This is a genomic window from uncultured Idiomarina sp. (genome assembly GCF_964010655.1).
Taxonomy (GTDB): domain Bacteria; phylum Pseudomonadota; class Gammaproteobacteria; order Enterobacterales; family Alteromonadaceae; genus Idiomarina; species Idiomarina baltica.
In genome coordinates this window covers 1-21,111 of sequence record NZ_CAXGLS010000023.1, presented here as the reverse complement: position 1 = coordinate 21,111, position 21,111 = coordinate 1, and the positions used below count along the sequence as shown (strand labels likewise).

Here is a 21,111-nt window from a genome sequence, read left to right as displayed (position 1 = left end):
CTACTGTCTTATAAAAACTCATCACCACCACCGCCGCCAAGCATAATTTCTCCGGCGTCGGCCAAGCGACGGGCGACTGCAAGAATGTCTTTTTGTGCAGCCTCGACATCACTAATTCGTACAGGCCCCATCGCCTCTAAATCATCTCGCAAGAGGTCACCTGCACGCTTCGACATATTTTTGAAGATTTTTTCTTTGACCGAGTCATCAGCCCCCTTAAGGGCTTTCTGTAAGGTATCGCCGTCGACTTCACGCAGCAACGTTTGAATACCGCGGTCGTCGACATCGACTAAGTTTTCGAAGACAAACATCAGATCTTGAATTTGCTGACTCATTTCTTCGTCTTGCTCGCGTATCGCATCCATTAACTGACCTTCGATATTGGTATCGAGGTAGTTCATAATATTGGCAGCAGCTTTCAAACCACCCATCTTCGCCGCCTGCGCACCCGCTTGACCAGCAAATTGTTTTTCCATGATTTCATTCAATTCTTGCAGTGCCGCTGGCTGAACTTCTTCTAAGTTAGCAATGCGCATCATCAGGTCTAATCGCACTTTTTCTGGGAACTGAGCCATAATCTCGGCACTTTGCTCAGCATCAAGATAGGACAGCACGATAGTTTGAATCTGCGGGTGTTCATTACGAATGATCGTCGCCACTTGTTTTGAGTCCATCCATTTCAGCGAGTCGAGGCCTTTGGCACCACCGCCCATAACGATCTGTTCTATCAGGTTGCCTGCTTTGTCCTCGCCCAGTGCTGAGGTCAGCGCCTTACGCACAAACTCTTCACTCTTGAAGCCAATGTTTGTAAATTTCTGGATCTCATCTAGGAACAAGTTGTGTACGGCATTAACTTTGTCTTGATTAAAATCTTCAAGGCTCGCCATTGCCGTGCCCACTTTCTGTACCTGCTTCGGCTCTAGGTGTTTTAGAATTTGCGCGGCGTCTTCCTCAGATAGGCTCAGCAATAAAATTGCAGCCTTTTCCACGCCTTCAAGTTGCGTTACGTCAAATTCAGTTTCACTGCGTTTGGTGCGAATATCTGTATTAGGCATCTTCGTTTAACCACGCTTTTACTACTTGTGAAGAGAGTTCAGGCTCATTTGCAACCAATGCCCGTACTGCTTTCAGCAAGTCTTCATCTTTATGTAAATCAGGAAGTTGTAAACTCCCATCAGGTCCAAAACCAACAGAGCTCTCATCAAATTGCGACGATAGCAAGTCGATAGTTTCATCGCCCATCATCTCATCGTCTTCGAGCATTGAGTGAGCATCGTCTTCCAATTCTTGAGTTGGGTTAATAAGTTTCTTCAACATTGGACGGACAACAGCAAGAATGAGTACCAGAATGACCAGGCCTCCCATCACTAAACGAGCGGCACGCCAAAACCAAGGTTCATCCCACATTGCTGTTTCACCCGCGCCCAAATCAGGTAGCTGCGCGAACGGAACCGATACAACTTCAATCGTATCACCTCGACTGAGGTCAAAGCCAATACCACCTTGTAATAACCGACGAATATTCGCTAACTGTTCGGGTGAGGCGGGTTGAGGCACCTGCTCGCCATCCGCATTGGTTGTCATCGGTTGATTCACCGCAACCGACACGCTCAACCGCTCAATTGTCCCGCTCTGACTGCGCGTATAGCTAACGGTATTGTCCAACTCATAGTTACGTGTCGCTTCACGATGCATACTCCCGGTCGCATCACGCTGACTACCCGCACCTGTGGCCTGTTCGGGAATATTTGATTCTAATGGGGGCTGATTACTGAGTGCACCAGGAATACCACCGACGGCTGTACCGGCGCTGCGGTTCTCCACCGTCATTTCGCTACGAATGGCTGGCATGTCTGGGTTGTATAGCCGTTGTGTTTTTTCCGACTGCGTAAAATCCATTGTGACATCGACCTGCGCAGTGTAATTGTCATATCCCAATACCGGAATCAAAATGCTGTCAATTTTATTCAGGTATTCTTCTTCGCGTTTACGCTCTAACTGATACTCACGGCTATTCGTGGCGGCCAATGCGCTTTGCGAACCTGAGTTCAAAAGCCGACCGTTTTGATCGGTGACAGTGACTTGTGAAGTTTCTAAACTCGTGACGGACGACGCAACCATATCGACAATAGAGGCGATTTCTTCCTCACTCAGTGACTGATTACCTTTCACGTTAAGCATCACAGATGCTTTAGGTTGTTTCTCGCGACGTGCAAATACGTTTTCTTTAGGCACGGCCAACAGCACACGGGCGGCCGATACTGCGCGCATTTCTTCAATTGCTCGTGCTAACTGAATTTCCCGGGAGTGGATCAAACGTTCACGCTCGAGTCGTTGACTCACGCCAAAACCAGGCTCACTCATTAAAATATCGGAGCCGTTGCTTTCCGATTGACCGTAATCCACACCGGCACGCGTTAACTGAAGTTTAACCGCATCGTAGTTCTCCTCAGGAACCGATACCACATTACCGTCGACTTTATATTCGATATTGTTTGCGTCGAGATAATCTAAAGTACCAACGAGCTGTTCTGTTTCCATTTTTGCAAGAGGACGGAAAGTCGACTCTTGTGCCCAAAGCATAATGAAAATAGCGATGGCCACACAGATGGCAAGCGCCAAAATTACGACGACTTGGCGCAACATATCAAAGTTCGCCAACTTATCGACGATGCTTTGCTTTTCTCCTGACTGCCCGCTTGCGTCAGCAGCGCTGTTACCCGCGCCTTCTGTTACCATCAAATCTGTTGATTCAGCCACAGCTCATTCTCCAACTAATTCGGTTATACCGGCATTGACATGATTTCTTTGTACGCTTCTACCATCTTATTGCGCACTTGCACCGTTGCTTCAAAAGCAATACTCGCTTTTTGACTCGCGATCATGGTTTGTTCGAGCGTGACATTGGGATCGCCCAGTTCCATGCGCGTTTTTAAATCACCCGAAGTCTGTTGTAGCTCGTTGACGTTATCTACGGCCATTTTTAACAAGTTTGAAAAATCAGCGTTTGCTGAATTTTCGACTTTCAGCGCATTATCGTTCTGCGGCTTGTCGAGGTTGGCAGATTGCGTTGTGAGCTCGCGCCATTGTTGATAGGCTGCGTTGGCATCTACTTTCATTTCTTTCTCCGTCAAAAAACTTACGACTTAACGTGTTGCCTATGACGATGCAAGTAGAATGCCAACTCTGCTTTATAAGGTGGGTTAATTAGACACTCAGTCCGTTATCTCTAATCTTTGCAAGTTTATAGCGCAGTGTTCGGGGCGATATTCCTAGTTCTTCAGCAACCGGTTTACGCTTGCCATGATGGCGCGCCAACGCTTGCTTGATAATTCGATACTCTTGCATGAACAATGATTCGCCCAGTTCCTCGGCAGGTTCATTGTCGAGATTTTCATGCTCAGGTTGTGAAGCAAGTACCTGACTATCCTGAGAAACTTGCTCGGGCAGGACATGGTCCATCAACGCATCGTCTAGCATCAAATCACTGGGTCGTATTTTGCCACCTTGTTGGAGAACTAAGGCTCGTTGAACAACATTTTCAAGTTCTCTGACATTCCCCGGCCATGCATATTGCTTTAGGTGTTGAAGCGCCTCGTCCGACAACGTCACCGCTTCTCGAATACCTAAACGTTGACGGTGCCGCGCAATTAACGCTTCAGCTAACGGTCCGATATCCTCAGTTCGCTCCGCGAGAGGAAGCCACCTTAGGGGGAACACGTTGAGTCGATACATGAGATCTTCGCGGAAGATCCCTTCCGCCACAGCGGCTTTAATATCCCGATTAGAGGTCGCTATGATGCGAACATCAAGGCGAATCGCTTGGCGTGCGCCTAACCGTTCAACCTGACGCTCTTGAATCACACGTAACAATTTTGCTTGCAAGGCGATATCCATTTCGGTCACTTCGTCAAGCAACAATGTGCCGCCTTGTGCCAGTTCAAACTTACCGGGTGAAGACTGAGTCGCGCCGGTAAATGCACCTTTTTCATAGCCGAACAAAAGTGATTCCAGCATCGTTTCAGGGATCGCTGCACAATTAACCGCAACGAAGGGTTCCTTATCTCGTTTGGATTGTTGGTGGATATAACGCGCCAATACTTCTTTGCCCGTTCCACTCGGACCGGTGATCAACACCGTAGCCTCCGTTCGAGCCACTTTTTTAGCTAACTCTAATAGCGCCAAACTCGCGCTATCCTTTGCTACCACACCATGTCCTGCTGCTGGCTCGATGGGTGCATGACGTTGCACAAGTTGGGTCAGTTCGTCTATCGAAAACGGTTTACTGAGGTAGTCGACAGCTCCCTCGCGCATCGCTACAACAGCATCGTCAACTTTTGCATACGCGGTCATCATCACAACGGGTACATCGATCTTCAGATGTTTAATATTTCTGAGTAATTGCAAACCGTTCATACCTGGCATTTGTACGTCGCTGACGACCAAGTCAATGCGATGCTTCTTAAGCTGCAATAATGCTGATTCACCGTTATCGGCATGCAAACATTGGTAGTGCGCCAATTCAAGCGTGTCTGTAATAGCCTCTCGTAACGCGGCGTCATCCTCAACAATCAGAATAATTGGACTAACCATAACGCACCTCCAGATTCGCGTGTTGAACGATGGGGAGCACTATCCTGAATTCGCTTCCACAGCCCTTTTCCGACTGCCACTCGATACGGCCATTATGCGCTTTCGTGACCATGTCAACGACTGCCAATCCCAATCCTGTGCCGTGGGTTTTGTTGGTGGCAAATGGCGTAAATAAACGTTGTTTCATCGCCTCGTCGATACCAACGCCAGTATCACGAACAGAGCAACTCCAAAAACCTTCGCTCGATTCGGTTTCGACAACGACTGACTGCCCTTGTTGACTGGCGTCAATCGCGTTAGTGATCAAATTTTGAATCGCTCCTGCTACGGCTGTTTGGTTAATACGCAGAGCCGTACCCTCATCATCATCTTGCCATCGAATGGCTACCCTACGTTGCGCTGCGTATGCTTCGACACTTTGCTTGATATGATTCACCAAGTCATCTGCATCAACGTCAGCTAGCGTGCTTTGTTGACCGCTTTTAGCGAATAGCAGCATATCGTTAACGTGGTGCTCTAGGTCATGTAGGCGTGTTTTTAGCTTGCGACTAAACTGACAACGCTGATCCTCGGTTAGGTTATTTGAAGATAAATGCTCTGAATAAAGAAGCGCTGTCGCCAAAGGCGTACGTATTTGATGTGCAAGGGAAGCGACCATGCGCCCCATGGAAGACAGGCGTTGTAAGTGCGCGAGCTGGGCTTGTAAGTCACGCGTCTCAGTAAGATCGGTAAGCACCACAAGCTGCCCTGGCTGCTCTGGTAGACTCGAAATATCGACACGTACTCGCCGCCCATTATGCAACGAAACCTCGTGCCAGTCATCGGCTTTGGGAGTAAAGGTGCGCGCGACACAATCGCGCCATAGCTCACCGTTTAAATCGGTCCCGATGAGCTGAATACTGCTTGGATTACAGTAATCAACGATACCTTGACCATTGACTAAAATGACCGCGTTAGGCATCGCATCAATGAGAGCGTAGTTCGATTGCATAAATTAGTGCATCCTGAAAAATTCCTTACACTAATAATGCAAAAGGCATGCCTATTATTTTCTTTTTAATTCAACATGTTAGAAGCGTCAAAATATCAACATCATACTTTCGTGATGTCATATTTTTTCATTTTTTCGACTAACGTAGTGCGCCGCATACTGAGTAGGTCGGCGGCCTTTGCGACAACCCCATCGGCACGGTCAAGCGCTTGTTTTATCATTTCTACTTCGATTTCAGCTAGCATATCCTTAAGGTTTAAGCCCGACTCAGGGATTTCTGCCGACCCAGTTACGTCCAAACTGGGAAGTTCGCTTGAATCTTCATCACCTTCTTCGTCTTGCTCCGAGAAAATCGCATTCAGCGCATCTCGCTCCAACAATTCTTCCGGATATTCAGGTGTTAAATCCTCAGCGTCGATATGCCGATACTTATGCGGTAGATCGTTTACGTCGACCCATTGATTGGGGTGTGTAATTGACAGTCGCTCAATTAAGTTCGCTAATTCGCGCACATTGCCAGGCCATGGGTGCGCTTCCAGCGACTGTAATGCACGTTCGGTCAAACGCACACTAATACCACGTTCTTCCTTAAACCGCTCGGCAATCTCACGAAGTAAGAGCGGCACATCTTCTGCACGTTCTCGCAATGCCGGCATTTCAATAGGGAAGACATTCAAGCGATAGTAAAGATCCTCACGGAATCGCCCATCGGCAATCATAGTATCAAGCTGGCGATGAGTAGCAGCAACAACCCGTACATCGGCCGAGATACTCTTACTGCTGCCAATGCGTTCAAATACGCGCTCTTGTAATACGCGTAGCAATTTGACCTGCATTGGTAGCGGCATATCACCGATTTCATCTAGGAATAACGTACCGCCCTGTGCCAGCTCGAAACGCCCTTTACGCACACCAATAGCCCCAGTAAAGGCGCCTTTTTCGTGACCAAACAACTCACTTTCAAGTAAATCGGGGGGAATGGCTCCACAGTTCACGGGAACAAAAGGTCCTTTGGCACGACGCGAAAGCTGGTGTATCCCACGAGCGACAACCTCTTTACCCGTACCCGACTCACCTAATACTAGAACATTCGCCTCACTTCCTGCGACCTGTTGAATGAGCTTACGAATTTCTCGGATATCGTGGCTTTGGCCAACCAATTTCCTTTCTAAAGGATCGGTATTCTTACCGTGGTAGCCTCGCTGGCTTGGAAGGTGGCGATGGTATGCTTGACAGTAGCGAATCAAATGCGACAGTTCATCGTAGGTTAATGCTTGCGATATTTCACCCACGACATTCGCACGTCGAACCGCATTCGCATGACGCTCAGTTGCACTAATAAAAGGAACATTAGGATAGTCACAAGCCAAAGCTTCAAGATCATCAACGCAGTCGCCTGCGATGATGCATAAAGCATTGTCTAATTGCTCATCCCCCAGCCACTGGGTTTGGCACTCTACGAGCTCGCCCATGAAGTCGAGCACTGTCTGTAACTGCTTTTTACGCTCCGTATTCGACTCGAGTACATAAATAACCCGAGAATCCATCGTAGAGGAGTTTACCACGCGCTAACCCTTTAGTTTGCCAACCGACCGATTACAAAGTCTTGACCGGCACTATGAAGAAATAATTCTGTTACATCGGGTAGTTCGCGTTGCTGTGCAATTTCTACCCACTGATAAAATACATTGCGATGAACTTTTGCTGTTAAACCTGTCGGGAGTTCAAAGTACGGCACTCCATCCTTAACAAAACTTAACAGTTGCTCGTTCAAAATATATCGCTCATCAATATTGGTTACAACTTGAATTACTGTCTCACCTTCATAATCGTAGAATTTCCAATCGACGATCATAAACGGCGCATCTGCAACCGCAATTTTCACTTTTTCAGCAGGCGTTACAAGAAAATATTCGCCCGACTCACACACCAACACTGATGCAAATAATTTCACCAGTGCGGTGCGACTAATAGGCGAACCTTGGTATAACCACTGACCATGTTCATCAATAAGCATCGGAATCTCGCCACAGTAGGGCGGATCCCATTTTTCAGTAGGGGCGTGACGATACGACTCGAGCTGTTTAGCTAAATCGTTCAGAGACATAGGCAATTAATCAACAAGTTTCTTCTGTCTGAGTAAATACCACAAGGTGGCTTCAGTGCGATTAGACACCTTGATCGCTTTGAAGATTGCTGAGAGGTGAACACGAATAGTACCCTCAGTGATGCCTAATATATTAGCAATCTCCTTGTTAGATAAACCTTGCGCCAATAACTGCATGATTTCAAGCTGACGTGGCGAAAGGAAGCTTTCAGCACCACTGCTTTTATTACGAGGTTCATTAAGGTTCGGGTCATCCGGTAAGTAACGGTCACCGTTGAGCAGGCCCCGAATCGCCATTTTGGCTTGCTCCGCTGAGGCATCTTTAGGTAAATAACTCCGTACTCCCGCGGCCATAACTTGGCGCACATCGCCAACCGCTTTAGCTTTAGTAAACAGCACTAAATGCGCTGAAGGCGCCAAACGCTTCAAACGCTGCAAAGCAGGACGAATTTCCTCATCAGGTAATTCCATCTCAACAAAGATAATATTAAATTCATCCGCTTTTAGGTAGTTTTCTGCAACCGTGAACGAATCAGCCTCGTAAATTGCTGGCTGCGTTGCATAGTTCGTCAACAATTGTATGAGTCCTGAACGCATGAAGAACGAAGGATCAATAATTAATATCTTCATCTAGTTTCTCTCGTTGAAAATCCTTATCTATTTAACTTTTAGCATACCCGAATTCAAGCTCAGAGCAAGTTCTTAAGGAAATTTATATCTGTCACGAAAATTTTTGTTAATAAAATCAACATCGTTAAGATGTTTGTCCTTTGTGTATTAACGTGAAAACCTTGTATAGTAACTCTATTGCTCATTTATAGGGATTTTTTATGAAGCCATTTCGCCGTTTAATTTTGACCAGTTCGTTAGTACTTAGTGCGCTGTTTACTACCTCAATTAATGCACAGACAGTTTATACAAATGTTAATGGATATACGCTAACAAGCCCTGCTGGACAAGATGCACAACTAGCACAGTTCAGTGCTTTTGCGGTGCGTAATGGTAAGTTTATCGCGATGGGCGATGCCGAGCTTGCACAACAATTTCCCGATTTCACGCGTGTCGACTTACAAGGTAAAACGGTATTTCCTGGCTTGATTGATGCCCACGGTCATGTGTTGGGCTTGGGTCTAAGTTTATTGCAAGTTGATTTGCGTACAAGTGAATCAGCATCCGACGCCGTTAATGCAGTCAACGACTATGCTCAGCAGCACCGCGACCTTCAATGGATAAAAGGGCGTGGCTGGAACCAAGAAAACTGGCCCAGTAAACGTTTTCCAACCGCCAAGCAGCTTGATGAGTTCGTCGCTGATCGCCCCGTTTATTTGACCCGTGTTGATGGTCATGCGGCATGGCTCAACTCAAAAGCACTCGAAGTCGCCGGTATTACCAGTGAGACAGTCTCACCAGATGGCGGTCAAATCATCAAAGACGCGCAAGGTAACCCAACGGGCGTGCTCATCGATAATGCCGTCAACTTAGTTGAGCCGCTTATCCCAGAGCCAACAGCCAGTGAGAAAAAGCAAGCCTTCCAACTGGCATTCAACCATTTGCTATCGCTCGGCATAACCTCCGTACATGATGCCGGCGTACCGGCGGTTGACCTATCAATTTATAAAGGTATGCAACATCAGGGTGAGATGCCCATGCGCGTTTATCCAATGATTGCAGCGACCGAACCGCAACTTCCTCAATTATTAGCTGAAGGCCCCTACCGCACCGATGACGACAAACTCTTTATTCGTAGCGTCAAAATATACGCTGACGGTGCACTAGGAAGTCGCGGCGCGGCATTACTTAAGCCATACAGTGATGACCATGATAATCACGGGCTACTCGTTACCTCGGTAGACAATATTCGCAAGCTGTATCAACTGATTATTCCGTTTGGCTTTCAAATAAACACACATGCCATTGGTGACCGCGCCAACCGCATTGCACTCGACGCTTTCGCTGAGTTTTATCAGACGCTTGGCGGGCGCAATTTACGTAATCGCATTGAGCACGCACAAATCGTCAATGTAGACGACCTACAGCGCTTTAAGGATTTGAATATCATCGCCTCGATGCAGCCCACGCACGCAACAAGCGACAAAAACATGGCTGAAGACCGCTTAGGTAAAGCACGGATGAAGGGAGCGTATGCCTGGCATACCTTACTCGAGCAAGGTACGATTATTGCCGCAGGCTCCGACTTCCCTGTTGAGCTTGCGAACCCATTTTATGGCTTACATGCAGCCGTAACCCGTCAAGATCGCCAAAACATGCCTGCTGGTGGCTGGCATGCCGAAGAGTCAATGTCGCTCGAGCAAGCATTGCGAGCGTTTACGATTGACGCGGCGTACGCGGGTTGGCAAGAAAGCACGTTAGGCTCAATTGAACCCGGCAAATGGGCTGATTTTATCGTACTCGACCGAGACCCTTTTGCGATTGATGCAAAAGACATTTGGCGAGTGGACGTCGAGCAAACCTTTGTAGCAGGTGAGCAGGTATATTCAAATGAATGATGACTTTTTATTCTCCGAGGACGAACCTGAAGAAGAGGTGCTAAACACGGCACCTCCTTATGAAATCCTTATCGTCGACGATGACGAGGAAATTCACACTATTACCAAAATGGCGCTTGCTGATTTTAAACTCGACGGACGTCCATTAAAGTTTCACTCAGTTTATTCTGGTGAGGAAGCCAAACAGTTTTTATCCAATAATACAGCCATCGCGATGACGCTATTGGATGTCGTCATGGAAACAGACCATGCGGGACTTGATGTCGCACGTTGGATCCGCCAAGAGTTACAGAATCGACTGATTCGTATCGTATTGCGCACGGGACAACCGGGCCAAGCGCCCGAAGAGGATGTCATTGCTCGCTACGACATAGACGACTACAAAGAAAAAACCGAGCTGACCTATCGTAAGCTCGTCACTTTAATGTACTCCTGTCTGCGCGCATACCGTGATCTGAATGCCATTGAACGTAATAAGCGCGGTTTAGAAAAGGTCATCAATGCATCAGCTGAAGTGTTCAGCGCCCAATCGATGCATGCCTTGTGTCAGGGTATTTTAGAACAATTGGTCGCACTGATTACTCACTCTGATGATGCCATGTATTGTCGCACCCATGGTCTTACCGCTAAGACCCTTGACAACCAAGAGTTTGAAATTATCGGAGGCACCGGCGACTACGCCCAAGCCGTTGGTCAGGCGGTCACACAAGATATTGACTGGTCGTTAGTGACCGAGCTGCAAAACCTTCAGCGCTCGGTGGTATTTAGAATTCATAATAACGATTACTATGGGCTCTATAAAACGACGGGCGGTCGACAATATTTACTCGTCATCAAAGATGTTCGAGATTTGTCTGAGCTTGATCAAAACTTACTGGGGCTGTTTGTGAATAATAGCTCTATCGCAATTGATAACCTTAACTTGAGAGAGACCGAGCGAGAAGCTCAGCGCGAGCTGCTCTACTCCGTAGGCGAGGCCATCGAAAAGCGGTCGGTCGATAATATTAGTCATCATGTGAAGCGCTCAGCGGAAATGGCTGGGCAACTATTAATTGCCACCGGCGCCACCAGCGAAGACGCAGAAAAGCTGAAGCAAGCGGCGTCAGTGTACGATATCGGTAAAGTCTCCGTACAAATGGAATTGGCTCAAAGTGCCGATGCCCTATCGATTCACGATTACGAAGAAATCATGAGTAATGTGATCAAAGGTCATGACTATCTAAGCCAGACCGATACCGAAATTGCACAAATCGCAGCCCGTATTGCGCAAGATATTCATGAGCGTTGGGATGGGTTGGGTTTTCCCAGTCGTAAAAAAGCGAAAGCGATTGATATCAATGCGCGAATTCTGTCCATCACCAGTCAGTATGACGCACTGCGCACTCAACGCTCATATCGCGATGCGCAGGATACGGGCGCCGCAATCGATTATTTGACGCTGCACTCCGGCGAATTCTTTGATCCAGAACTCGTCGGTATTATGATCGATCATATTGATGCGATGGAAAAGATAAGACAACGTTATTCGGATATCATCTAACCACGAGGGTATTATGGATCTTCAATCCATTCGACGCGATTACAACATTGGCCATTTAACTGAGTCTGATGTGCCCAACACACCGTTTCAGCTGTTCGAGAGCTGGCTAAACAATGCCGTCGAGTGTGGTCTCAACAGCGATCCAACGGCGATGACTGTTGCCACGGTAGACAGCCAAGGGCATCCGAGTCAGCGTATCGTTTTGCTCAAAGGCTTTGACGAGTCGGGGCTACGCTTCTTTACCAATAAGCAAAGTCATAAAGGTAAGGATATCGCACTCAACCCCAAGGTATCGTGCCACTTTGCTTGGCTTGCACTCGATCGCCAAGTGCACTTTCGTGGTAACGCCGAGCCTTTAAGCGAACAGGAAAACGACGAATACTTTTATTCACGCCCGTTCGAAAGCCAGGTAGCCGCATTGATTTCTAATCAAAGTCAGCCGATTGGCAGTCGTGATGAGCTTGTACGTTACTATCAAGAGCAGCTTGAGCAGTATCAAGGCAAGCAAGTACCGCGTCCACAACACTGGGGCGGTTACCGCATCGTGCCGAGCGAGGTTGAGTTTTGGCAAGGTGGCGAACATCGCCTGCACGACCGGTTTATCTACCGCTTAGAAAGCGCAGATAATTGGAGCGTGCAGCGATTACAGCCTTAACTGAGTGCTGTCGGTAACGGCTGCTGACAAAACTCAGCGCACTTACGCAATACTTTGAGTGTAGCGGGCGCATAACGTACACCTTTCTCAAGCTGTTGGCGCTTGCGCGCCAGCGCTTGATGACCGGGGATGCGTACGGGGTTGTCAGCAGCAATCGGTTTTGCCGCCAAGGTGTCACGAATTAACTCATCCACCTGAGTAATAAATGCTTTTTGCTCGCCAAACGCCGAAGGATCAATAACTTGAACCCAAACACAGTTGGCATCGCCCTCATCTTTACCTTGATTCCGACCATAATGCGCCAGCGCCATCGTCCACAGTTCACTAAATAGCGTTAAGCCATAACCTTTATAGCCCAACAGCTCACCACCCAATGGACCAATCGCACTACCCGGTTCTGAGAAAAACGTCTCAGGATCATCGGTCCATTCACCCTGAGCTGTGACCAATGCGTTATAAGGCAGCTTTTGCTGATTGGCTTTTGCCTGACGTACCTTGCCCGCGGCCGTCATCGATAAACTGATGTCCAATAAGATAGGATCGCCAGAGCTCGGCACACCTACAGCGAACGGATTAGGCGAATACACCGCTTGTTTAGCACCAAACGGAGCGACGGCGCGTTGACCTGGGGTCGAGCACATTAAACTGACCATCATGCCCTGCTCTGTTGCTAGGCTTAAATAAGCAGCCAAAGACGCGATATGTTGACTACGACGAACGGTGATGGTGCCCGTGCCCGCCTGCTTCGCCATCTGAATGGCTTCGTTAATTGCCATCGGCATCACATAAGGACCCGGTAAACGTTGAGCATCCCAATTGGCGACAGCGGCACGCTGTTGCAGCACTTGTGGTTGTCCTTTGGGCTGACTCTCACCACGCTCCAACCACTGACAATTATTCAGTAACCGAATCAAACCATGGGTACTGTAGCCCAATAAGTCACCCTCGAGTAAATAGTAGGCAACGTGGCGAGCAACTTCGCCCGACGCTCCAGCAGACTGCAGACACTCATCGGCCCACGCTAACAATTCGTTGTAATCAAACAGACAATCACGCTCGCTCATCAAATTTCCTCTTGGTCAGCGACACTACTAACGGTAAGCTTACACCAATGACCATAGCAAGGAGTATAACAGGTGTCATCTAGTCGATTGATTGAACGCATAGCCGTAATTACCAGCGGTGGCGACGCCCCGGGTATGAATGCAGCACTACGTGCAGTGGTATTAGCTGCCGAGCATGATGGAATAGACGTTGTAGGTTTTCGTCATGGATATGAAGGCTTGCTAAATAATGACTATATGAAACTCGGTCGCGATGAAGTTGAACATATATTGCAATATTCTGGCACCATCATTAAAAGTGCGCGTAGCGAACGCTTTAAAACCGATGAGGGTGGAATAGAGGCTGCGCGTAACCTAGATGCGCAAAATGTAGATGCATTTATTGTCATTGGTGGCGACGGTTCATTTAGAGGCGCAAATCATCTTGCTAAATTTTGGCAAGGTCCTATTATTGGCATCCCCGGCACCATCGACAACGACCTCTTCGGAACTGACAACACGATTGGCTACGATACAGCAGTAGAAACCGCGATGGATGCGCTTGATAAAATCCGTGACACCGCAGAGGCCATGGATCGGGTATTTATTGTTGAGGTTATGGGCCGTAACGCGGGTTACATTGCAATTAGCAGTGCCATGGCAAGCGGTGCAGAGCGTATGATTTTGCCCGAGTTGCAAAAGGATAAACCGCTCACCATCGATGCCTTGGTTAAACATGTCGAAGGCGTGAACCGTGTGCGTGGTGACTCCAGTTACGTGATGGTGTTGTGCGAAAACCAATGGCCTGGCGGCGCGGTGCGCTTAGCCGAGCAACTGGAGGATCGACTCAACTTTCCGTGTCGTCCTTGTCTGCTTGGTCACGTGCAACGTGGTGGACGTCCAACGGCTATGGATCGTATCTTGGCGACCCGTTTAGGCGTTTATGCCGTACAACTGGTACAAGAAGGAATTACCGGCGTTATGGCCGGCATTGAGAAGAACGAGCTGGTTACCACACCGCTCGAAGACACTTGGGTCAAGCGCAAAGTGCTGAGCCAAGAATTGATAGATATACAGACCAAGTGTTTTAACCCGATCAAAAAAGATCGTCATAAAGCTACGGTCGACAAAGCGTAGAGTAAGGTATTGTGCCCATGTCAGAAATTTCACTTCCAGTGGCGACCAATGATCCCGTGCGTCCCTTTTTTGGCGCCGAGCGTTCATTTTCGATCCATCCTGGCAGTATTCACATCATTGGCTTCGGCTTTGATGGCACCGCATGTTTTCGTAAAGGGACCAAAGAAGGTCCGGATGGCCTTCGCTCGGTGTCTGAAGATATCGAGTCGTATTCTCCCTACCTGGATGCCGATCTGGAAGATTACGAGTTTTTTGACCTCGGCAACTTACTTTTAGGTTTTGACGATGACGTTGAGGCACAGTGGCATCATGCCAATAATGACTTTAACCAGATTTTTGAGCCGCTGGATTTAGCCGCGACCCAAACCAAGCTCATTACCTTAGGGGGTGAGCATTCGATTTCGTACGCGCCTATCGTTAAGCATCTCAAACAATACCCCAATATGGTGTTGTTACACCTTGATGCGCACGCCGATTTGCGTGATGGCTTTTTAGGTTATCACTTTTCACACGCGTCGATAATTCGCCGCGTGGTCGATCATTTCGGCCCTGAACACCAGCTTATTCAATATGGTATTCGCTCAGGCACTCGTGATGAATATACCTGGATGAATCAACAAGGCACGATCCGTAAATCGCGGCAGGACTTTCTGACATCGGTACAGGAGATAGCTGGCGACCGCCCTATCTACCTTACGCTGGATCTCGACTACTTCGACCCCGCATTTATGCCCGGTACAGGCACACCAGAACCGGGCGGAGAGGACTTTCATTCATTCGTCAGTTTGATGAAGATCCTGCGTGAGAAAAATTTCATTGGTGCAGATATTGTTGAGTTATCTCCTAAAATCGACCCAACAGGCAACTCAGATGTATTCGCGGCAAAAATCGTCCGCGAAGTATTGTTAACACTAGAGCAAGCAGGAGCATAAGCCGATGGCAGATTGGACTATCGACCAAGCTGAAGAACTTTACGGCGTTAATCGTTGGGGGGCGGGCTATTTCTCCATTGGTGAGAACGGTAATATCAAAATCGCGCCTAACCACCGGTTACCCGACATTACCATCGATATGCGCGAAGTCGTAGATGAAATTATTGCCGAAGGCATCGAGCTGCCCGCAGTTATCCGCTTTCATGACATCTTGCGCTCACAAGTTGAGATCATTAACGAGACGTTCAACAAATGTATCGAGGAAGCCGAGTACAACGGTCAGTACTGCGGTGTGTTTCCCATAAAAGTGAACCAGATGCGTGAAGTGGTCGAAGAGATCATGGATGCCGGCGAGCCCTATAACTACGGTTTAGAGGCGGGCTCTAAACCGGAACTCATGGCGGTCATGGCATATAATGACAACCCTGAAGCGCTGACGGTATTAAATGGCTATAAAGATAAAGACTATTTGACATTGGCTCTGCTTGGACGTCAACTCAAGCGTAAAATGATCATCGTAGTCGAGAAGTTCAGCGAACTTGAAATGCTGATCCCGCTTGCAAAGCAGCTCGGTGTGGAGCCAATGATTGGCTTACGCTCGAAAATGATGGTGCGTAGCTCAGGTAAATGGGCGGGTTCAAGTGGGGACCGCGCTAAGTTTGGTCTGAGTATTGCCGAAATTCTTAATGCCATTGAGCGTTTGCGCGAAGAAGACATGCTGCATTGCGCGAAGTTATTGCACTTTCATATCGGCAGTCAGCTCTCGGATATTCGCAAAATTAAAGAAGCGGTATCTGAGGGAGCGCGTTTGTACGCCAAATTGGTGCAAGAAGGCGTTGAACTTGAGTACTTAGACATCGGTGGCGGCTTAGGTATCGATTACGACGGCACCAGTTCTACCACCGACTCATCGCGTAACTACTCAACCGAGGAATATGTTGCCGACGTGGTATGGGGCATTAAACAGGTCTGTGACCTCGAGAACGTCCCTCACCCTAACATCGTGAGTGAGAGTGGTCGCGCCATGACTGCGCACCACAGCTGTGTGGTCTCGAACATTGTCGGCGAAGTAAACCCTTCAGGCACTGACTTTGATTTGAGCGCAACTGAAGACGAGCACATTCTGGTCAAGAACATGCGTGACCTGTTTATTAACGGTGCACAATATCACCCTCAAGAGCGCTATAACGATGCGGCAGGTTACAAGCAAAGCGCATACGAGGCATTTAAGCTCGGCATTCTCTCGCTGAAAGAGATGGCAAAGCTCGACACCATGTATTGGCGTATTCTCGCCGATATCCACACCGGCCTTGATGAGGAAAGTGCTTTCATTCAAGAGCTGGATGAGCTTGAAGATATGTTGGCGAGTCAGTACCTGTGTAACTTCTCGATTTTCCAGTCAGCTGCGGACACCTGGGCGATTGGTCAAGTACTGCCGATTGTGCCTATCTCGCGCCTTGACGAAAAACCCGAAGTGCGTTGCTCTATTGCTGATATTACCTGCGACAGTGACGGTAAGCTAAGCAAGTACATTGAAGGCACAGAAATTCGCGAAAACATCCCGATGCATAAGCTGAAGAAGAATGAGAACTACCATGTAGGCTTATTCTTAACCGGCGCGTATCAGGATGTTATGGGTGATATGCACAACTTGTTTGGCCGTTTAACCGAAGTGCACGTTTATTGCCACGACGATGAGCCGGGTGATTTCTATATTGAGGAAGTTGTACCGGGTACATCAGCAGAAAAAGTACTGACGACGATGCAATACAACACCGAATATATGGCTAAAACGGTTAAAAAGCATATCGATCGTCAAGTACGTAAAGGTCACCTGCAGCCTCGTGAAGGCGTACGGTGGACTAACTTTTACGAGAAATGTTTGGCGGGTAGCACCTATTTGCGTGTAGATTAACCGCAAAATGGTGATTTACTGACCAAACGGTAAAAAACCTAAGAAAAGCGGTTGACTCGGAGACGAAAAAAACGTTTAATACGCCTCGTCGCCCGGATAGCTCAGTCGGTAGAGCAGAGGATTGAAAATCCTCGTGTCGGTGGTTCGATTCCGCCTCCGGGCACCACTTCCCCCTCCTTAGTGGTCCTTATTAGTACTTTAACTCCTTAATAATCAAAGACTTGATCGTAACTTTGGTCTTTTGTAGTCCTTTGGGTTCTACCCAGATTTTACGGACACATCCATAAAGAGGCATAATGTGCCCATAAGGAGTGTTCATGACCAAACGAAGAAAATACAGTACTGAATTTAAACGAGAAGCCGTTGAGCAGACTCGACAGCCCGGAGTCAGTTGTCGACAGGTTGCACTGGAAATTGGTGTTAACCCAAATATGCTGTCCCGATGGAAACGCGAGTTAGAAGAGGCTCCTGGTAGTGCTCACAAAGGCTCAGGCACGCCACGCGACGAAGAGGTTGCTCGGCTTAAGCGCGAGTTGGCCCGGATAAAAAAGGAGCGTGATTTTTTGCGCGAAGCGGCAACGTTCTTCGCAAAAGAGTCGTCCTGAGATATCAGGCGATCGAACGTTGTCGCGAACAGTTTCCGATACGCTTAATGTGCCGTTGTATGAAAGTCTCAGCCAGCGGCTATTATGACTGGGTAAATCGCCAACCGTCGCGTCGTGCCGTTGATAATGAACGATTGCTGACGCGTATTAAAGAGATCCATGAAGATAGCGGCGGTATTATTGGTGCGCCGCGCATGCATGAAGATCTTAAAGAAGAAAAGGAAACGGTCAGTCTTAATCGCGTTGCGCGATTAATGGCATTGCATGGGTTACAAGGTTGGCCGCGCAAAAAAGGGCGTGGTCGCAAAACACCATCTCAGCGCCCGGATGGTATTAAAAACCACCTGGGACGAGACTTCAAAGCCCTTGAGCCGAATACCAAGTGGGTAACTGACATAACCGAAGTGAAAACGGACGAAGGAAAACTTTATCTGTGTGTTGTGCTGGATCTGTTTAACCATGTCGTTGTCGGCTGGTCAATGCACCACCGGCAGGATAGAAAAATGGTGCTGAGAGCGGTGGAGATGGCAGTCTGGCAACGTCCTGAGGCGACACAGGCAATACTGCATTCGGATCGTGGAACGCAATTTACCAGCGGCGATTATCAACGGTACTTAAAAAACAACGACTTATTGGGGAGCATGAGTGCTGTCGGACATTGTGCCGATAATGCGGCTTGTGAAGGCTTTTTCGGTATGCTCAAACGCGAGCGCGTGAACCACCGGAAATACCGAACCAGAGACGAAGCTCGTGCCGATATATTTTTTTACATCGAGCGGTTTCATAATCCAAGAATGCGACGTAGAGTAGCGAATCAAGACAGGAAGTTTACAAACGTTTTAAACCGTCCGTAGAAACGGGGTAGAACCCTTCTGCGGCGCTACACTGTCACACCGACATCCAAGACAAAAAATAAGCCCAGGGTAGACGCACCCTGGGCTTACCCGCTACAAACCAAATTCGAGCATTAGCTGCCGCTTATAGTTGCCACCAAGCGGAAGCACTGTTTCGTCTGTTAACTCGACTTCCTGGTATCGCCCCAGCTCTGATAGAAGCTTTCGTAGATGATCATGCTTTACGATATGGCTTCGGTGTATGCGAATGAACCTATCGTCCAATATTTCTTCCATATTCGACAACGTTGCTCGATGCAGCACTCGCTCATTGCCAAAGTAGATCTTCACGTAATTACCAAACGCTTCCACACGCTCGATTGACGCAACAGAAATAAAGCGAACCTCACAAGGGCGCGTCTTAACAGCAATAATATTTCGTTTCATGCACCCCATACCTAGTTCCTCTCCATAACTAGGTATGTATCGATGCCATTACCACCAGCCAATCCAAAAGCATCGGCTAATGGCGACTTTACTGTTTTCACATCATCTGCAGGTGATACGCTTTTTACAATAATTGTCTTGTTCTGCTTTTCGATAGCCACCTCTAGTTCTGACTTGGTGTCTACCACCGTTACATTCGACATAAGTGTTCTCCTAATTAACAGTTAATTAACTGCAGCGCTAACTGCCATTAGGTGATATAGGTTTCATTTATTTTCCTTTGCTAATCAACGTCAACAAACGCCTACGTCCTCTAAACAGGGTCGCCAAAGCGCAGAAGCTATTGATCGCTGAGCTTGTTAAAGCAAATTTCTAGTCTGTTATTAGTCCCCAATCTAAAAAATTACAGCCCTACATCATCCTCTGACACTAAGAGGAGAAACACTATGAAACTAATGAAAGTTAAAGAAGTCATGCACGTAACCAGCCTGGCCCGCCCTACTATCTACAAGTACATGGCTAAAGGACAATTCCCGAAACCGGTATCTTTGGGTGGTCGAGCAGTAGCTTGGGTAGCGGATGAGATTGAAGACTGGATTATGCAGTGCATTGCTGAGCGTGATGCGGAAGAGGACGAGTAATAGCCAAACCAAGGTCGTGAGTTACTTGTTAGCTTGCGACCGATATTAACGCAGTCAGCAATTATCCAACCAGAAGTGACATCATATTTATCCATGGCATAATGACCATTACTTAAATGCTATATAGCAAACGACATGGTGTACTGTTAATACTAGAACTACTCGTTAAACGCTTCCTTTAAATTATCGCGAAAAGCTATCGTGGAAGTGTTGGTCACCCCTACTATACAGTGATGGGTTTGTTCAGTTGATATTCAAAATACAAATGGATAACAGCGCTAACAAAACTTCTAATAAGAAAAAGAGATAACTAATGCATGATGCAGATATCAGTGGTGAGCTAGCTTTTTTTGACCTAGACACTAAGACTTGGCGGAGTTTAAGTGAAAGCTGCTTTAAATTACTCAATGACACCCAAAGCATTGACGATAAGGCTTTGGATGAGATTAAAGAGTCGAAGCAACATGTACAAAACATCTTATCATCTGCTCTCAAGCTACCAAACGTAACTTTTTTTTCCGGAAGTGGAGCTTCACTTGGAGAAGTCGGAGGGCCAAGCATGTCGGATCTTTGGAAAAGGTCTATGTGGGTAGATCCAGATGCGCAGCCAGACGAGGAAGATTACGGCGTGCTTCATCAAGAGGCAGACTACGTTCTGAACCAGGTTAATTACCAGAATATTAAGAACCCGAATATTGAGCACTTTTTATCTCAGTGCGAAGCATATCTTCAGTTCAACGATGATTCACGAGTAGTCGATTATGTTAGGGACGTTAAAGAGACAATAGTCGATGAATGCACCTATTTTTTAGATGAAGAGAGTTCAGATATATCACCATATCAAACACTACTACAGAAGTTGGCGAGACGGAGAGTAAGGGATCCCCGGTTAAATGTCTTCACCACTAATTATGATATTTGCTACGAAACAGCTGCTTCGAATTTAGGCATGATGATCGTTGACGGTTTTTCCTATTCGAGATTAAGGCAATTTAATGGTAAATATTTTGATTACGACGTTGTTAAGCGAGACGATGATAATCACGAATTCGTCGAAGGAGTTTTCAAGCTCTTTAAATTACATGGTTCGGTAAGCTGGAAAAGGGTTGGAGAAACAATTGTTGAATCTAAAGATGTTAAGCCTGACGACGTTGCTCTTATTTAT

Annotated in this window: 19 protein-coding genes, 1 tRNA gene and 1 pseudogene; 10 read left to right on the top strand and 11 right to left on the bottom strand. The window is 47.4% G+C overall.

All coding sequences use genetic code 11. The annotated features are described in order from the left end of the window. Positions 1–8: 8 nt before the first annotated feature. From fliG to ABNS04_RS07265, 8 genes are all read right to left on the bottom strand, one after another. Positions 9–1,055 (bottom strand): flagellar motor switch protein FliG, encoded by a 1,047-nt coding sequence (gene fliG, locus ABNS04_RS07300; protein WP_006956183.1) that lies wholly within the window; start codon positions 1,053–1,055, stop codon positions 9–11. Further along, complete coding sequence (gene fliF / locus ABNS04_RS07295; protein ID WP_006956184.1) at positions 1,048–2,760, bottom strand: flagellar basal-body MS-ring/collar protein FliF; 1,713 nt, start codon at positions 2,758–2,760, stop codon at positions 1,048–1,050. The genes fliG and fliF overlap by 8 nt, the downstream gene beginning before the upstream one ends. A gap of 23 nt (positions 2,761–2,783) precedes the next feature. Further along, a complete protein-coding gene (fliE, locus tag ABNS04_RS07290) occupies positions 2,784–3,119 on the bottom strand; it encodes a flagellar hook-basal body complex protein FliE (RefSeq protein WP_006956185.1) in 336 nt (111 codons plus the stop codon). Positions 3,120–3,207: 88 nt separating this feature from the next. After that, positions 3,208–4,593, bottom strand: a complete 1,386-nt coding sequence (locus ABNS04_RS07285) for a sigma-54 dependent transcriptional regulator (RefSeq protein ID WP_272977473.1) — start codon at positions 4,591–4,593, stop codon at positions 3,208–3,210. Beyond that, positions 4,586–5,584, bottom strand: a complete 999-nt coding sequence (locus ABNS04_RS07280) for a PAS domain-containing sensor histidine kinase (RefSeq protein ID WP_272977472.1) — start codon at positions 5,582–5,584, stop codon at positions 4,586–4,588. The genes ABNS04_RS07285 and ABNS04_RS07280 overlap by 8 nt, the downstream gene beginning before the upstream one ends. Positions 5,585–5,685: 101 nt before the next feature. Next, on the bottom strand, positions 5,686–7,131 hold the full coding sequence (locus ABNS04_RS07275) for a sigma-54 dependent transcriptional regulator (RefSeq protein ID WP_272977480.1): 1,446 nt from the start codon (positions 7,129–7,131) through the stop codon (positions 5,686–5,688). A gap of 29 nt (positions 7,132–7,160) precedes the next feature. Continuing rightward, positions 7,161–7,691 (bottom strand): DUF1285 domain-containing protein, encoded by a 531-nt coding sequence (locus ABNS04_RS07270; protein WP_272977471.1) that lies wholly within the window; start codon positions 7,689–7,691, stop codon positions 7,161–7,163. Positions 7,692–7,697: 6 nt separating this feature from the next. Next, positions 7,698–8,321, bottom strand: coding sequence for a response regulator transcription factor (locus tag ABNS04_RS07265; RefSeq protein ID WP_006956190.1), 624 nt, complete (start codon positions 8,319–8,321; stop codon positions 7,698–7,700). A gap of 200 nt (positions 8,322–8,521) precedes the next feature. On the opposite strand from ABNS04_RS07265, the gene ABNS04_RS07260 reads away from it, so the two are divergent. From ABNS04_RS07260 to pdxH, 3 genes are read left to right on the top strand one after another with little or no spacing between them, the layout of a single operon-like run. Continuing rightward, entirely contained in the window at positions 8,522–10,198 is a 1,677-nt protein-coding gene (locus ABNS04_RS07260) for an amidohydrolase (protein ID WP_006956191.1), read from the top strand. Then, complete coding sequence (locus tag ABNS04_RS07255) at positions 10,191–11,738, top strand: response regulator (RefSeq protein WP_006956192.1); 1,548 nt, start codon at positions 10,191–10,193, stop codon at positions 11,736–11,738. The genes ABNS04_RS07260 and ABNS04_RS07255 overlap by 8 nt, the downstream gene beginning before the upstream one ends. A gap of 13 nt (positions 11,739–11,751) precedes the next feature. Then, on the top strand, positions 11,752–12,393 hold the full coding sequence (gene pdxH / locus ABNS04_RS07250) for a pyridoxamine 5'-phosphate oxidase (RefSeq protein ID WP_006956193.1): 642 nt from the start codon (positions 11,752–11,754) through the stop codon (positions 12,391–12,393). Here pdxH and ABNS04_RS07245 read toward each other — a convergent pair. Then, entirely contained in the window at positions 12,390–13,457 is a 1,068-nt protein-coding gene (locus ABNS04_RS07245) for an Ldh family oxidoreductase (RefSeq protein WP_006956194.1), read from the bottom strand. The genes pdxH and ABNS04_RS07245 overlap by 4 nt on opposite strands. Positions 13,458–13,529: 72 nt before the next feature. Between ABNS04_RS07245 and ABNS04_RS07240 the strand changes: the two genes are divergently transcribed. From ABNS04_RS07240 to ABNS04_RS07220, 5 genes are all read left to right on the top strand, one after another. Further along, on the top strand, positions 13,530–14,573 hold the full coding sequence (locus tag ABNS04_RS07240) for an ATP-dependent 6-phosphofructokinase (protein ID WP_071464053.1): 1,044 nt from the start codon (positions 13,530–13,532) through the stop codon (positions 14,571–14,573). Between the two features lie 17 nt (positions 14,574–14,590). Further along, on the top strand, positions 14,591–15,505 hold the full coding sequence (speB, locus tag ABNS04_RS07235; protein WP_272977470.1) for an agmatinase: 915 nt from the start codon (positions 14,591–14,593) through the stop codon (positions 15,503–15,505). Between the two features lie 4 nt (positions 15,506–15,509). Further along, positions 15,510–17,420, top strand: a complete 1,911-nt coding sequence (gene speA / locus ABNS04_RS07230) for a biosynthetic arginine decarboxylase (protein WP_006956197.1) — start codon at positions 15,510–15,512, stop codon at positions 17,418–17,420. A gap of 90 nt (positions 17,421–17,510) precedes the next feature. Next, positions 17,511–17,586 (top strand) — tRNA-Phe (locus tag ABNS04_RS07225). 151 nt (positions 17,587–17,737) lie between these two features. Continuing rightward, positions 17,738–18,879, top strand: a protein-coding gene (locus ABNS04_RS07220) for an IS3 family transposase (protein WP_116287519.1) whose coding sequence is annotated in 2 segments (ribosomal slippage) — positions 17,738–17,978 and positions 17,978–18,879 — 1,143 coding nt in all. Because the reading frame shifts where the segments join, the coding sequence is not laid out codon by codon here. A 93-nt stretch (positions 18,880–18,972) separates the two neighbouring features. Here ABNS04_RS07220 and ABNS04_RS07215 read toward each other — a convergent pair. Both ABNS04_RS07215 and ABNS04_RS07210 read right to left on the bottom strand, forming a co-directional pair. Further along, the gene (locus ABNS04_RS07215) at positions 18,973–19,305 is read right to left on the bottom strand and encodes a LytTR family DNA-binding domain-containing protein (RefSeq protein ID WP_348671277.1); all 333 of its coding nucleotides are present in this window, start codon (positions 19,303–19,305) and stop codon (positions 18,973–18,975) included. Positions 19,306–19,316: 11 nt separating this feature from the next. Further along, entirely contained in the window at positions 19,317–19,508 is a 192-nt protein-coding gene (locus ABNS04_RS07210) for a hypothetical protein (protein ID WP_348671276.1), read from the bottom strand. Between the two features lie 243 nt (positions 19,509–19,751). Between ABNS04_RS07210 and ABNS04_RS07205 the strand changes: the two genes are divergently transcribed. Together ABNS04_RS07205 and ABNS04_RS07200 are read left to right on the top strand one after the other, a co-directional pair. Further along, positions 19,752–19,946, top strand: coding sequence for an AlpA family transcriptional regulator (locus ABNS04_RS07205; RefSeq protein ID WP_348671275.1), 195 nt, complete (start codon positions 19,752–19,754; stop codon positions 19,944–19,946). A gap of 313 nt (positions 19,947–20,259) precedes the next feature. Continuing rightward, positions 20,260–21,111, top strand: a pseudogene (locus tag ABNS04_RS07200) (hypothetical protein); the annotation flags it as partial.